The organism is Synechococcus sp. N19, from assembly GCF_900474045.1.
Taxonomy (GTDB): domain Bacteria; phylum Cyanobacteriota; class Cyanobacteriia; order PCC-6307; family Cyanobiaceae; genus Parasynechococcus.
On record NZ_UCNR01000016.1, the window covers coordinates 12,572 to 26,492 of the forward strand.

14 protein-coding genes are annotated in these 13,921 nt (G+C 61.4%); 4 read left to right on the forward strand and 10 right to left on the reverse strand.

Features of this window, described 5'->3' with window-relative positions; genetic code table 11:
- Positions 1–744: 744 nt before the first annotated feature.
- Entirely contained in the window at positions 745–1,023 is a 279-nt protein-coding gene (locus DXY02_RS12640; RefSeq protein WP_206749639.1) for a hypothetical protein, read from the forward strand.
- Positions 1,024–1,444: 421 nt separating this feature from the next.
- On the opposite strand, the gene DXY02_RS10050 is transcribed toward DXY02_RS12640, so the two are convergent.
- From DXY02_RS10050 to DXY02_RS10065, 4 genes are read right to left on the reverse strand one after another with little or no spacing between them, the layout of a single operon-like run.
- Entirely contained in the window at positions 1,445–1,684 is a 240-nt protein-coding gene (locus DXY02_RS10050; protein WP_114989226.1) for a TIGR03643 family protein, read from the reverse strand.
- 37 nt (positions 1,685–1,721) lie between these two features.
- Complete coding sequence (locus tag DXY02_RS10055) at positions 1,722–2,609, reverse strand: N-acetylmuramoyl-L-alanine amidase (RefSeq protein ID WP_114989227.1); 888 nt, start codon at positions 2,607–2,609, stop codon at positions 1,722–1,724.
- Positions 2,591–4,288: a M61 family metallopeptidase gene (locus tag DXY02_RS10060; RefSeq protein ID WP_114989228.1), complete on the reverse strand. Its 1,698-nt coding sequence runs from the start codon at positions 4,286–4,288 to the stop codon at positions 2,591–2,593. Before DXY02_RS10060 ends, DXY02_RS10055 begins: the two co-directional genes overlap by 19 nt.
- A 1-nt stretch (position 4,289) precedes the next feature.
- Positions 4,290–4,640, reverse strand: a complete 351-nt coding sequence (locus DXY02_RS10065; RefSeq protein ID WP_114989229.1) for a DUF1257 domain-containing protein — start codon at positions 4,638–4,640, stop codon at positions 4,290–4,292.
- A gap of 72 nt (positions 4,641–4,712) precedes the next feature.
- On the opposite strand from DXY02_RS10065, the gene purN reads away from it, so the two are divergent.
- On the forward strand, positions 4,713–5,273 hold the full coding sequence (gene purN, locus DXY02_RS10070; RefSeq protein ID WP_244276262.1) for a phosphoribosylglycinamide formyltransferase: 561 nt from the start codon (positions 4,713–4,715) through the stop codon (positions 5,271–5,273).
- On the opposite strand, the gene argC is transcribed toward purN, so the two are convergent.
- Positions 5,264–6,337 (reverse strand): N-acetyl-gamma-glutamyl-phosphate reductase, encoded by a 1,074-nt coding sequence (gene argC / locus DXY02_RS10075; RefSeq protein ID WP_114989363.1) that lies wholly within the window; start codon positions 6,335–6,337, stop codon positions 5,264–5,266. The genes purN and argC overlap by 10 nt on opposite strands.
- Positions 6,338–6,474: 137 nt before the next feature.
- Between argC and ribBA the strand changes: the two genes are divergently transcribed.
- The gene (ribBA, locus tag DXY02_RS10080) at positions 6,475–8,070 is read left to right on the forward strand and encodes a bifunctional 3,4-dihydroxy-2-butanone-4-phosphate synthase/GTP cyclohydrolase II (protein WP_114989231.1); all 1,596 of its coding nucleotides are present in this window, start codon (positions 6,475–6,477) and stop codon (positions 8,068–8,070) included.
- Here the strand turns inward: ribBA and DXY02_RS10085 are convergent, their stop codons facing one another.
- Positions 8,071–8,514: a peptidylprolyl isomerase gene (locus DXY02_RS10085; RefSeq protein ID WP_114989232.1), complete on the reverse strand. Its 444-nt coding sequence runs from the start codon at positions 8,512–8,514 to the stop codon at positions 8,071–8,073. It abuts the gene before it with no gap.
- Here DXY02_RS10085 and mtnP point away from each other — a divergent pair.
- Positions 8,513–9,463: an S-methyl-5'-thioadenosine phosphorylase gene (gene mtnP, locus DXY02_RS10090; protein WP_371640132.1), complete on the forward strand. Its 951-nt coding sequence runs from the start codon at positions 8,513–8,515 to the stop codon at positions 9,461–9,463. The two genes, DXY02_RS10085 and mtnP, sit on opposite strands and share 2 nt — an antisense overlap.
- Here mtnP and murQ read toward each other — a convergent pair.
- The 4 genes from murQ to dnaK are packed head-to-tail and all read right to left on the reverse strand — an operon-like array spanning position 9,445 to position 13,823.
- The gene (gene murQ, locus DXY02_RS10095) at positions 9,445–10,395 is read right to left on the reverse strand and encodes an N-acetylmuramic acid 6-phosphate etherase (RefSeq protein ID WP_114989234.1); all 951 of its coding nucleotides are present in this window, start codon (positions 10,393–10,395) and stop codon (positions 9,445–9,447) included. The genes mtnP and murQ overlap by 19 nt on opposite strands.
- A 3-nt stretch (positions 10,396–10,398) precedes the next feature.
- Positions 10,399–10,857 (reverse strand): DUF3110 domain-containing protein, encoded by a 459-nt coding sequence (locus DXY02_RS10100; RefSeq protein ID WP_114989235.1) that lies wholly within the window; start codon positions 10,855–10,857, stop codon positions 10,399–10,401.
- 43 nt (positions 10,858–10,900) lie between these two features.
- Complete coding sequence (locus tag DXY02_RS10105; RefSeq protein ID WP_114989236.1) at positions 10,901–11,848, reverse strand: DnaJ domain-containing protein; 948 nt, start codon at positions 11,846–11,848, stop codon at positions 10,901–10,903.
- Positions 11,832–13,823, reverse strand: a complete 1,992-nt coding sequence (gene dnaK / locus DXY02_RS10110; RefSeq protein WP_114989237.1) for a molecular chaperone DnaK — start codon at positions 13,821–13,823, stop codon at positions 11,832–11,834. Before dnaK ends, DXY02_RS10105 begins: the two co-directional genes overlap by 17 nt.
- Between the last annotated feature and the right edge of the window lie 98 nt (positions 13,824–13,921).

Genomic DNA, 13,921 nt, shown 5'->3' on the forward strand with positions numbered 1-13,921 from the left:
CTGCAAAAAATTAAGTGTGTTATGCCTATGGAATGGACAGCCCACGAGCGACAGAACTAAGACCCATCCTCGACCTTCTTGATCGCGCAGTTTGCCAGCCGAATGGTGTAGCACAGGCTTTCTGGGGTCTTCAATTGATAACTAAGATCAAAGAAAATGAGATGACACCCCAAAGTGTTAAAGCCTCGTGCGAGTTTGTGCGATCACATCATGCTATGGCCACATATATAAAAGAAGCAGATAGCATAATTGAAGCATGGGACCGCTATTTATTCTTATGCGATACCACTAATAACTTACTTGCCTGGGGACTAGAAATGAATATCATCAAACTAAACAAGAAGCCCTAACGCATCTTTGCCACAAGCAAACACTAAAACTTCAAGCCACTACAAGACCTCTCTAGCCTCAACAAAAGTCGTCAAGCCCCACCTTTGTCCTGCCATTCCCTTTGCACGAAAGGATTAAATTCGGGCAACATCGACCTACTTTAAACGCTATTTTCGCTCCAATAAAGCCATAGATTAACAGCCAGTCTGCAAAATGATTTCACTTTAAGATAAATACTCAGGCTCCAGTTTTATTTCTGCTAAGCGCCAGACAACAAAGGGTGGCCGACAACGCAAACCACCAGAGGATTTCAAATTCTTGCAAAATCTCCAACACACCAACATTTAGCGGAGTCCAGACCCAGTATCTAGAGAAGATTTGAAGCCCCATCGAATGAGGCCTCCACTCTTCGTATTGCTGCTTAACCTGCCAACGCTTCCATTGGCAGCTTCTGAGGTATCAGCACAAGCTGAACATGCGATGCTCAGGTATCATAATCACCTCGAAGAATTTTCAAAATCCGGCAGTCTTGATAATTACAAAATGGCTTGCCTGGAATTGAGGATGGCTTCTACACGTTTAAACAACAAGCTCAACAAGCTTCAGGCGAACTCTTCAAGCCATAGGTCTTTTTTGGTAAAAGATAAGATCATGAATACACTTGCCGGCGGATGTAAGCCCTATGGGCTTTAACCGACAATACCCAACCCAGCAGCAAGTGCAGTAAAAATGGTTTTATTCAATTTTTTCTAAAATATTTACCATAGCCATGCCTTTATACACAAAAGTTTTAAGGATTTAATCGCCAAAGAAAATCAAAAACATGATCAAATCACTCGGTACAGGTAGACAAACAGCTCCGCATCCCCCCCATGCAGAATTCAGAGGTGCGCTAATGGGTGGGATATCGATCCACCACAGGAGATCAACGAAACAACTCCTGGAGTGCTTTAGCCAAAAATTTTTCTTGAACCGTTATCTAGCTACTTGCAGCTCTGATGTACAGCCCGACTTACCGCAACGCTCCAACGTCTTTCCCCCGGGGCATGAATCCGGCTGGTCTTGTTGAAGGGATCCTGCGGGGCGTCCTGCGCTGAACCCAATCGGGCTCCATTCACTTGTGGCAGCTCGCCCGGAATCGATTGGAGCGGCTGGTGGCGGCGTGTTTGGTTTTGCGGCCGCTGACCCGCTTGCGCCAAAGCTTGAACGATGACGCTTTCATCTCTTGCCGCATCACTGCGATCACCTGCGGCTCGGAGAGTCCGAATTGAAACTCGATCGCCTCGAAGGGCGTTCGGTCTTCCCAGGCCATTTCGATAATGCGATCAAGATCCTCGCTGGGGAGAGTTGTCACCGACGCAGTACACAGGAATGCGAACGCTAACGACGCATCAGCTCACGCAGAGGTCGCCGAGGGCCGCCAGCCGCGTCTGAAGTTTCGACCAGTCAAAACTGCGGGGATCATCCCGTTCTCCGCCCAGATCCACATGGCGATGGGTGGTGATCGCCGCTGGCGGCAGATTGAAGGAGCGGATCCAACCCGACAACACAAGGGCCAGCGCGTCGTATTGCTTGGAGGTGTAGCCAACGTGGGAACGGTTGGCATTCGCGCCTGATGGTGGAGTCTCCAAGCTCAGATGCAGAGCAAAGTTGTTGATGGAGCCCTTGAGCTTCTTGTTGGTGATCGCCCACTCCCCCAGAAAGGCCGAAAAACCTGCGCCATAGGCCCGGCTCAAGGGATCCACCAGATCCAGAACGCGTCCGTCCTGGCCCACCAGGGTGTGATAACTCACCTGATCCTCATCGCGGGGGTGGGGCGTCATGAAGGTGTTCAGAGCGGAGCTCAAGGAGTAGACGGTTTCGTGCAGCACCACCACCCTCGGCGTGGCATCGATCAAACGGCCGTAGGCGTCCTTGTCGTAGCGCTCACCAAAATTGGTGGGATCGATCTTCACGAACGTCCGCCAGGAACCCGAACGGGCATCGAGCTGGTTCAAACGCGACCGCAACGCCCTGTCCACACCCGAACACTGCCGGGCCAGGGGCGAGCGCCAAGAGCGCGACTTCGGCGGTAACGGCACCGAAGCGGAGGGGTTGTCCTCCCGTTGGCGACCACGCTCCATCCTCACAGAAGAGAGCTTCCCTTGCTCCATCAACGACCAGCTAGTCAGCCCCAGAGCCAACATCCCCGCTGCAGCAACGCTGATGGAGAGCGGACGGTGCTGCTCAACGCGGTTCCACAAACCGGTGCAGAAACGGCTTAAACGATCTCGAACCATCGATCCCGCAACTGCCGTTGTTCCGTCGTGCACCCAGGATCCCAATCCAACGCCCAATGGTCCACACCCGCATCAGGGAAGAGCTGGGTCTCCTTGAGCAGGCTGCGTCGTGAATAGGTGACGCGCACACACTCCTGCTTCTCAAGCAGAACTGCGAGGTCACTGCTGCGACGCACCCGGTAGCCATTGATCGCCAACAGCTCATCACCCACCACAAGCCCTGCCTGTTGTCCGGGACTGTCACGCCGCACCCGCTGAATCAAAGCGGCGCCCTCAGCATCCTTGAGGGTGAGTCCATGGTCGGGATGCTTGAGCGGCACAGGGTCCATGCGCAGCCCCAAAGCCTTCACGCAATCAAGCAGGGGAACGGCCTCGGGCTGGTCAAGCCATTGATCCAGATCCGAGGCAAGATCGCGATCCCATCGAGCCACTGCCGCCTTGATGTGATCACGGCTGTAGCCACGGGCCTGACGGCCGGGGCCCTGCCACAACTCCCGCAGGATCGCGGCCATGGAGTGGCCGCGCTGCCGCAGGCGCACGTCGAGGCAGAAGGCCACCGCTGCACCGAGGCGGTAGTAGCTGATCTGGCTGTCCCGTGAGGCTGGCGTCGCTTTGTACAGCTTGATCCACGCCTCACGGGCACTGGCCGCCAACGACTGGATCGAGCAACCGGGTGACATCAGCACGCTTGACAGCTCCTCCCCCAGATCCTTGAGCAGGGTCGGTCGATCCGAACAGCCCGCCAAAAGGGGGAGGCTGAGGTCGAAGTAGCTGGTGATTCCCTCGGCAAACCAGAGGCCTTCGGTGATCACCGCCTGCCCGTAGTCGTAGGGGCGAAGCTCAACAGGCCGCAGCCGCCGCACATTCCACTGGTGCAGGTATTCATGGCCGATCAGCTGCAACAGCTGCCGGTACCCCTTGGGCTTGGCCAGAGCCGACCAGCTGAACTGCAGCACAGCACTGTGGTCGTGTTCGAGGCCGCCGTAACCCTGATCAAGCAGTTGCAAAACAAGCTGGTAGCGGTCCCCCGCCGGGGGAGGGGTTCCCAGCAAGCGACAGGTGGCACTGCACACCTTTTCGATGTCGCTGATGAAGTTCGGCGGCCAACCCATCGGTGGCGTTCCGATCAGCAACAGCTCATGGGTCTTGCCCTCCACCATGAAGGGTTCTGCCTGAAAAGGCCCCGCATGCAGCGGGCTGTCCACGAGGGCATCGAAATCGGCAGCAACCCAGCCCTCAGCGCTGGGCTCCAGCGGCAGATGCACACTCCAGTGCTCCGGAGCCGTGACGGCAACGTGGTGTGGTGACCAGCGGCAACCGTCGATGTCCATCGCCACAGCAGCGAGACAGAGCGATGCGCAATCAGGATCCAGCAACCCGGTACGTACGGTGAGATCCCGGGCTTCAAGCTGATAGTTGAGCGTGAGCGGGCTCAGGTCCGGCAGATCACAGAGCCACTGGTGCGGCGCCATGCGACGCACCGGCAGCTCCTCACCATTGGCCAACAGCTGCAGGCTGTGGAGGTGCTGGGCGTGATCACGAACCGTGTACGACCCCGGTGTCCACACCGGTAGTTGGAAGGTCTGGCGTTGGGTCTGCGGTGTCCACTCGATGGACACGGCGATGGTCTGTGTTTCGGGATGGCTCAGATCGAGCCGGATCTGAACCGGTTCGAACACGTCAGTTGGTCTGCAGGATCAGCTCAGCGGAACCCATGCCACCAAGGCGGACTTCGTCCATGGCGTGGAGCAGGGCGTAGCGGCGGGTCACCCGTTGCAAGCGCTGTTCAAGCCCGGGCTGGCGGCTGATGCGTTGGATGTCGCCATGCATCACGATTGTTCCGTCCTCCCGCTGGGTCCAGCCCAGGGGCATGGCTGAGCCCTGAAACGCGAGCACATCCACGGCATGGGAGTCGTCCACGAATCCCTGCAATTTTGTCGATCGCTCCACCGTGAAGCCCTCATCACAAAGAGCCTGAACCAGACGCTCGAGGTCGGTGAAGACAGTCGGCAGGATGGAGAGATGGGACATGGACCGAACCCCGCTTTGACAGACCCTAGCCACAACAATCGAGCTGACCAGGCCCCGCTGCAGCTGGGGGTGATGGCATCCGGAAGCGGCAGCAACTTCGAGGCCCTGGCCCAGGCGATTCAGGCGGGGGATCTCAATGCACGGATCCAGCGGCTGGTAGTGAACAATCCGGGCTGTGGTGCCCAGCAGCGGGCGGAACGTCTCGGCATTCCGGTGACGGTGCTTGACCATCGCCTGATCAAGAACCGGCGCGAGCTGGACGGCGAACTGGTGCGCCTGTTCCGCGCCGACCAGGTGGAACTGGTGGTGATGGCAGGGTGGATGCGGATCGTCACCGAGGTGCTGGTCAGCGGCTATTCCGATCGCCTGATCAACATCCACCCCTCACTGCTGCCCAGCTTCCGTGGCCTGGATGCCATCGGGCAGGCCCTGCAGGCCGGGGTGAAGGTCACCGGTTGCACGGTGCACATCGTCACCGAGGAACTGGATGCCGGTCCAATCCTGGCCCAGGCTGCCGTTCCCGTTCTCGATGGGGATGACCACGCCAGGCTCGCCCAACGGATTCAGGAGCAGGAACACCTGCTCCTGCCCAGGGCACTGGCTGAGCTGAAGCCCACCTGGCGTCAGGGATAGAACGACTGCAGGGGCAGCCCCGTCTCCTGAGCGAGGCCCGCCATCAGGTTGAGGCACTGCACGCCCTGCCCGGCCTGACCCTTGATCAGGTTGTCGATGGCACTCATCAACACCAGCTGGCCGGTGCGGGTGTCCACCTGAACCGACAGCAGAGCACGGTTGGTGTGGCGCGCCCACTTGGTGGCGGGATAGGTGCCCACCGGCAGAACCTGAACACAGAGGTGGTGGCGGTAAATTGCCTCCAGAACCGTGGTGCAATCCTCGGCGGTGAGACCGGGGTCGCGAAGGCGGGCATACACCGTGGACAGAAGACCACGCACCATCGGCACCAGATGCGGGGTGAACTGAAGCCGCACCTCCTGGCCAGCTACCTCCATCGCCATCTGCTCTATCTCAGACGTGTGGCGATGGCCGATCACGCCGTAGGGCGCGATGGATTCCGAGGCCTCCGCCAGCAGCATGGCCTCCTTCGGCACGCGCCCTCCGCCGGAGGTGCCCGTCTTGGCATCAATGATGATGCCGCTGGTCTCGATCAGGCCCTGCTTGAGGAACGGCAGCAGGGGCAGCAGGCTGGCGGTGGGGAAGCAACCCGGAGCAGCAACAAGCTTCGCGTCAGCGATGGCAGGGCCGTTCCATTCCGGCAGGCCGTAGACGGCACTGCTGCAGAGTTCAGCGTCCTGACGGTTGAGGGAGCCGGCCTCCTTGGCGTACACCTGCAGCCACTGCTCTAGGGAGCGGTAGCGGAAGTCGGCGGAGAGGTCCACCACCCGCACACCCCGCTCCAGCAGTTGCGGTACCAACTGACAGGCCAGGCCGTTGGGGAGGCTCAGAACAGCAAAATCGGAACAGGCCGCAATCCGATCCGGATCCGCTGATTCCACCGTTGGGTCATCCGGCAGGGGCAGGAAGGAGCAGACGGAGCTCCAGCGTTGGCCAGCACTGCGTTCACCGCCAAGAAAACTCACAGACAGGCCGGGGTGGCCCTGAAGCAGACGGATGGTCTGCAGGCCGCCGTAGCCTGAGGCGCCGATCACAGCAACCCGTCCGCCCTTCACCGTTGCCATCGCTTCAACCGCCGACGTTGTCCTGCCTGCCATTGAACCAACCAGCCAACGGTCGATCGTACAGAGATCAATAATGAAGTCATATCCCGGCTACCAGGCTCCTGAACCCCAGTTCCCTCGACCCCGCGAACGAACCGATCGCGTTTGATGCCATCAGCGACGCCCTGGCGGCGATCCGCAATGGGGAATGCGTTGTCGTGGTGGACGACGAACAACGGGAGAACGAAGGCGATCTGATCTGCGCGGCCCAGTTCGCCACCCCGGAAGCGATCAACTTCATGGCCACCGAGGCACGGGGCCTGATCTGTCTGGCCATGGAGGGGCAGAGGCTGGACGAACTGGATCTGCCGCTGATGGTGGACCGCAACACCGATGCCAACGAAACGGCCTTCACCGTGAGCATCGATGCCGGCATCGAACATGGGGTGACCACCGGCATCTCCGCCGAAGACCGCGCCGCCACGATTCAGGTGGCCCTCAACCCAGCCACACGGCCAGCGGAACTGCGCCGCCCTGGGCACATCTTTCCCCTGCGCGCCCGTCCCGGCGGCGTGCTCAAACGGGCCGGTCACACCGAAGCCGCCGTGGATCTGGCTCAGCTGGCGGGCCTCAGCCCCTCCGGAGTGATCTGTGAAATCCAGAACAGCGATGGCTCGATGGCCCGCTTGCCCGAGCTGCGCAGCTACGCCGATCGCTGGGGGCTGAAGCTAATCAGCATTGCTGACCTGATCCGCTACCGGCTGGAGAACGAGCGCTTCGTTCGCCGCATGGCCCAGGCCCAGATGCCCAGCCGCTTCGGCAGCTTTCAGGCGGTGGGCTACCGCAACGAACTGGATGGCTCAGAACACGTAGCCCTGATCAAGGGTGAGCCCAATGCCCTGAGCGAACCCGTGCTGGTGCGCATGCATTCCGAATGCCTCACCGGCGATGCCTTCGGCTCACTGCGCTGCGACTGCCGGCCCCAGCTCGAGGCAGCCCTGCGTCAGATCGAAGCGGAGGGCGAGGGTGTGGTCGTTTATTTGCGCCAGGAAGGGCGGGGCATCGGCCTGATCAACAAATTGAAGGCCTACAGCCTCCAGGAAGCCGGGCTCGACACCGTTGAAGCCAACGAGCGGCTTGGCTTCCCGGCGGATCTGCGCAACTACGGCGTTGGCGCACAGATCCTCTCCGACCTCGGCATCCATCGGCTGCGGTTGCTCACCAACAACCCCCGCAAGATTGCCGGCCTTGGCGGCTATGGCCTGCAGGTGGAGGAGCGGGTACCTCTGGTGATGGACCCCGGTGCCCACAACGCCGACTACCTGGCGGCCAAACGGGAGAAGCTCGGGCATCTGTTCGAATCCGAGAGTCCCTGCGTGGTGCTGGCTCTGGCGGTGAACGTGGGCCCCGAAAGCTGGCCCACCATTCGCCAGGAAGTAGAAACCATCGCCCAGCGCCTTGGCTTCAGCCTTGAGGCCCTGCATGAACCCCGATTGTTAGCGCTGTGGGATCGACCGCAATTCGTCTGGAAACTGATTCCCGACGGCGCCGATGCAGCCCCCCTGCTGAAGAGCCTGGCGGCCCTGGCGGCCACCGAGCGGGTGGGTCTGATGCGCGTTCCTACGGAGCGGATGGCGTTGCACCCGCCCCAGACCCTGGAACGGGTGGAACATCAACTCGATGAGTTGATCAACCTGGGCAGTGACGAACTGCTGGAAAACAGCCCGTCACTGCTGCATTGGACCCGGAGCTGATCAGCCTTCCTGGATCGTCACTTTGTTGATCTTGGAGCCGTTGGCCAGCTTCAGCACCACATCCATGTTGCCGGTGTGGCCGAACACGGTGTGCACGCCATCGAGGTGAGGCTGGGCTTCATGGCAGATGTAGAACTGCGAGCCGCCGGTGTTGCGACCGGCATGGGCCATGGCCAGGGTGCCGGCCTGGTGCTTCTGCTGGTTGATCTCGCAATCGATCTGGTAGCCGGGGCCGCCGGTACCGGCCATGCCGCGGGCGCCTTCACGGCTGTTGGGGCAGCCCCCCTGGGCCATGAAGCCGGGGATGACGCGGTGAAAGGCCAGACCGTCGTAAAAGCCATCCTTGGCCAGCTTCACGAAGTTGGCGACGGTGTTCGGGGCATCGGCTTCGAACAGCTCGAGCTCGATCAGGCCTGCTTCAGTGTCCATCAAGGCCTTGGTCATGGTGGCGCGAGCAAAATTGGAGTGTAAAGAGACGCCGACCATGCCTGACCTCTCCCGAGCCCGCGTCGGTGTGATCGGCGGCAGCGGCCTCTATTCGATCCCCGGCTTGCGGCAGGTGGAGGAACGCACGGTCGACACACCCTTCGGGGCACCATCCGATCAACTGCGCCTGGGAGAGCTCGAGGGCGTCGAAACCGTCTTCCTGGCCCGCCACGGCCGCCATCACCATCTGCTTCCCAGTGAAGTGCCCTACCGGGCCAACATCTGGGCGATGCGTTCACTGGGGGTGTGCTGGCTGATCTCGCTCTCGGCGGTGGGGTCCCTGCAGGAACATCTGCAGCCGCGCGACATGGTCGTGCCCGATCAGTTCATCGACCGCACCCGTGACCGGCCCGCCAGTTTCTTCGGGGACGGCTGCGTGGCCCACGTCAGCCTTGCGGACCCCTTCTGCCCCAATTTGAGTGCCCTGTTGGCCGATGCCGCCGAACAGGGTTTGCCGGAGGGTCGACGGCTGCACCGCGGTGGCACCTATCTCTGCATGGAGGGCCCCGCCTTCTCCACCCGCGCCGAAAGCAAGCTCTACCGCTCCTGGGATTGTTCGGTGATCGGGATGACCAATCACACCGAAGCCCGTCTGGCCCGGGAAGCCGAACTGGCCTATGCCTCCCTGAGCATGGTGACCGACTTCGACTGCTGGCACGAGAATCACGACGCCGTCTCAGTGGAAATGGTGATCGGCAACCTTCAGGCCAATGCCTCAGCCACCGAACCGATCCTGAGTGGATTGATGCAGCGGCTCAAACAGGACCCACCCGCCTCGCCGGCCCACACAGCCCTCGCCAACGCCCTGATCACCCCCAAAGATCAAGTCCCAGAACAGACCCGGTCCAACCTTGATCTGTTCACCGCCCCCTACTGGGGACCGTTCGATCAGGCTTCCGCCAGCTGAGCGCCGCAGGCGGCCAAGGCCGGCCGCAACTGTTGGTTGTGCTGCTGCAGAAGAGCCTTGGCCTGGTCCACCGACAAGGCTGCAGCGGCCATCAACAGGGCGAGTTTCACCGATCCGCCGGCCTCCTCCAGCAGCGTCAGCCCCTGCTCACGCTCCACACCGGCAAGATCCCGCAGGATCCGTAGGGACCGGTCCACCAGCTTGCTGTTGCTGGCGGCCACATCCACCATGCGGTTGCCGTAGACCTTGCCCAGCTTCACCATCACGGCGGTAGAGAGGGTGTTCAAGGCCAGTTTTGTGGCGGTTCCAGCCTTCATCCGGGTGGATCCCGTCAGCAGCTCAGGGCCCGTGAGCAGGCGGATGTCGATGTCGCAGGGCAGGGGCGCCTGCTCCGTTGGAACGCAGGCCATAGCGATGGCGAGGGCTCCGATGCTTTTGGCGAAGGCCAGCCCACCGCGCACGTAGGGGGTGGTGCCGCCTGCGGCGATGCCCACCAGACAATCCTTGGCGCAGAAGCCCCGCTCCTCGAGATCGGCACGTCCGGAGGCCTCAATGTCCTCAAGCCCTTCCGAGCTGCGCAGCAACGCATCGGAGCCACCGGCGAGAACACCTTGCACCTGCTGGGGATCACTGCAGAAGGTGGGCGGACATTCCGCGGCATCCAACACCCCCAGCCGTCCGGAGGTACCAGCACCCAGGTAGAAGAGCCGGCCGCCGGCACGGAGGCGCTCAGCAACAGAATCAACCGCCTGGGCTAGCGCTGGGGCCACCGCGGCGACAGCTTCCTGAGGGCGACGATCCTCGTCTGCAAACAACTCCACCAGCGCCAGGGTGTCGAGCTGATCCAGGCGTGAACTGCGCCGGTTGCTCTGCTCGGTGAGCAGGTGGCCGCGGTCGCTGGAGGGCTGCAGATCGGGGTCGAACACGGCCATGGCTCAGAGCAGACCCTCCAGGCGCCGACGCAGCTCATCCAGTTCAGGATTCGATTCCGGTTCGGTCTCCAATCCCTGGCGCGCGGGCTCCACGCCCTGTTGCTCTGCCACACCGTCATTCGAAACCGCGTCGTTCGAAACCAAGTCGTCCTTCCAGTTGCTCACATCGCGGTTGCTCTGGGGCGGCGCCATGAACAGACGCTCCTCGTCATTACTGGGCACAAAGCCCGACTCGATCAGCCTTGCCTCGTAGCCGGCCTCACGGCAGAACAGATCAACGTCTTCCCGATCGAGGGCCTCCACCGTCGGAACCGGAAAGTCCTGGGCCTCCAGAAGACCGGCATAACGCTCGGCATCGTCGGGGTTCTCAAACAGCAGAACCACGGTTCGTCCGGCGATTTCAAGCGAGTGGATGCCTTCGCTATCCGTACCGGCATCAAAGAGCAGGACGTGGACGCGCATCGGGAAAACCGTCAGATCAACCGGACCGGAGTCTCACCCATCGTCAACCACCCTGCTCGGATTCGCTCGCCAGTTCCTGAAGACGTCGGTAGAGAGCCCGTTCCGCATCACCCAGATCAGACGGAATCACCACAACGATCTCCACCAACTGGTCACCCCGCTCGTCATCCAGCTGCAAACCGCGCCCCCGCAGTCGCAGCAAACGTCCACTGGATGAGCCTGGAGGAACCTGCAGCGTCACAGGACCATCCAGGGTCGGCACATCCACAGCGCAGCCGAGGGCTGCATCAGGCGGGAACAGCATCAGCTTGTAGAGCACCCGCAGACCATCAATCCGCAGGCCGTCGTCGGTCACGACCCGGAGCTGCAGGAAATGATCACGGCCGCCGGGGGCAACGCCCTCAAGCCGCAGACGCCAGCCATCCCCTGCAAAGGGGGGCGTGTTCAGCTCGATCACTGTGCCGTCATCGAGCGTCAGTTCCACAACGGTTCCCTGGAGAGCCTGATCCGGAGTGAGATGAACCACCGACTCAAGATCTTCCACGGCACGCACCGGCGGCGGCGGCGGCGGTGCCGACACCGGAGGTTCATGGCCTCTGGCTTCACGGCTGGCGTCATCACCACTCGCGTCATCACCGCGGAAGGGGGGATCGGGCTCGTCCTCAACCTCAACTGAGGAACGTCCTGTTCCACCGCCGAAGATCACATCGAGGTAATCCTCAAAATCAGGGAAACCCTGGGCAAAGGGATCGACAACATCCGCACGGGAACCACCCCCTCTCTGCCAGGCCTCACGCCGGCGGGGATCGCTGAGCACCGCATAGGCCTCATTGACCAGCTTGAAGCGCTCTTCAGCAACGGGATCGTTGCTGTTGAGATCGGGGTGCCAGCGGCGCGCCTCCCGGCGAAAGGCCCGTTTCAGTTGCTGATCGGTGCAGTCGGAATCAACCCCCAGCAGAGACCAGTAATCAGGCTCAGCGGTAGATGTCATCGTCCCAAGGTGCAGGGTCACGCCGGCTCAGACCACGGCCACGTTCACCAGGACGACTGGGGGGACCCCAGGGGTCGTCGTCCCAGTCATCGGCGAACAGCTCATCCTTGAGGGAGCCCAGGGTGTTGCGGATGCCCTGAAGCGGGCTGCCATCGGCCTGACGTTCCGCCGACAGCCGGCGGTTCAACCCGAACAACGCCTCCTCGAGACCACTCACGCAGAGATCAAGCTCCTGGAGGTCGTCATTGGCGAGGCAGTCCTGCACGTCACGCATGGCCATTTCAACGGCGCGTTGCTGCCGTTCAGCGCCAAAAGGCCCCAGCTCAAGTGAGGCATCCCGCAGCCGCCGTTCCGCCTGGGCAAGCAAGGTCTGAGCCCGGTTGCGGCGCTCGATCTGGTTGCGTTTGCGCCTGTCCTCATCAGCCCTCGCCTCCGCTTCCGCCAGCAGAGCGGTCACATCCTCCTCATTGAGGTTCGAGCCGCCCTGAATCGACACCGACTGCTTGCGGCCAGTGGTGCGATCGGTGGCACTGACCTGCAGCAGGCCATTGGCATCGATGTCGAAGGCCACCTGCACCTGCGGCACCCCCCGCGGAGCCGGTGGAATCCCGGAGAGCCGGAAACGTCCGAGGGATTTGTTATCCGTCGCCATCTGGCGCTCCCCCTGCCAGACATGGATTTCAACGGACGACTGATTGGCTTCCGAGGTGCTGAACACATCGGACTGACGCACGGGGATCGGTGTGTTGCGGGGAATCAGCACCTTCATCAATCCGCCGATCGTCTCCAGTCCCAGTGACAGGGGGGTGACGTCGTTGAGCAGCAGATCCCTGAGTTCACCGGTGAGGATTCCAGCCTGTACAGCAGCACCGATGGACACCACCTCATCGGGATTCACCGATTGGCAGGGATCGATCGGCACGAGGGTGCGCACCAATTGCTGAACCATCGGCATCCGCGTGGCACCACCCACCAGAACGACGTCATCGATGTCGTCAGCCGACCAGCCTGAGTCGCGCAGCGCTGCCTGGACAGGACTCAGCAGACGATCCAGCAGATCGGGGCAGAGCTCTTCGAAGGTGGCGCGGTCCAGGCGGGTTTCGATGTGCAGCGGACCATCGCTGCCGGTGGCAATGAAGGGAAGCGAAATCGGGGTGCTCAGCACGCCAGAGAGTTCCTGCTTCGCCTTCTCAGCCGATTCCGTCAACCGCTGCAGGGCCTGGCGATCGCGGCGCAGATCAACCTTGTGCTCCTCTTCAAAGGCATCGGCAAGCCAGTTGACGATGCGTTGATCGAAATCGTTGCCGCCGAGTTGCGTATCACCGTTCGTCGCCTTGACGTCAAAAACGCCGTTGGCGATGCGCAGCAGCGACACGTCAAAGGTGCCGCCACCAAGGTCGAAGACCAGGACCCGTTTGACGGCGCTGCGGTCAAAGCCATAGGCCAGAGCAGCTGCAGTGGGCTCATTGAGGATGCGCTCCACTGAGATGCCCGCCAGGCGTCCGGCGTCACGGGTGGCCTGGCGCTGTGCGTCGTTGAAGTAAGCGGGCACGGTCACCACTGCCGCTTCCACCGGTTCACCCAGATAAGTGGATGCGTCATCGACAAGCTTGCGAATGATGCTGGCCACCAGTTCTTCGGGCGCGTATTCCCGCTCGGTCACCGGACAGGGCACCCGAACCTGCCCCTGGTCGTTGGCACGAACCGTGTAGGGAACCGACAGGCTGCTGTCCTCCAGTTCGTCCCAGTCCCGGCCGACGAACCGCTTCAGGTTCGAGAAGGTGTTGCGGGGGCTGAGCACCAGCTGGCGCCGGGCCAGCTGACCCACCAACAGTTCCTGATCCTTGGTGTATCCGACAACGGATGGGGTGGTTCGGCCGCCCTCGGCATTGGCGATCACGTGGGGACGACCTGCCTCCAGCACAGCGACAACCGAATTGGTGGTCCCCAGATCGATTCCGACGATCCGCCCCATATCCCTGAAAACTTGATCCCCACGCTAACGGCAGGTTCAAACCGGCTCCAGTCCCTCCCTTAAGCGGTTGTTAATGCCCCCAAACCGTTCGGGTCATA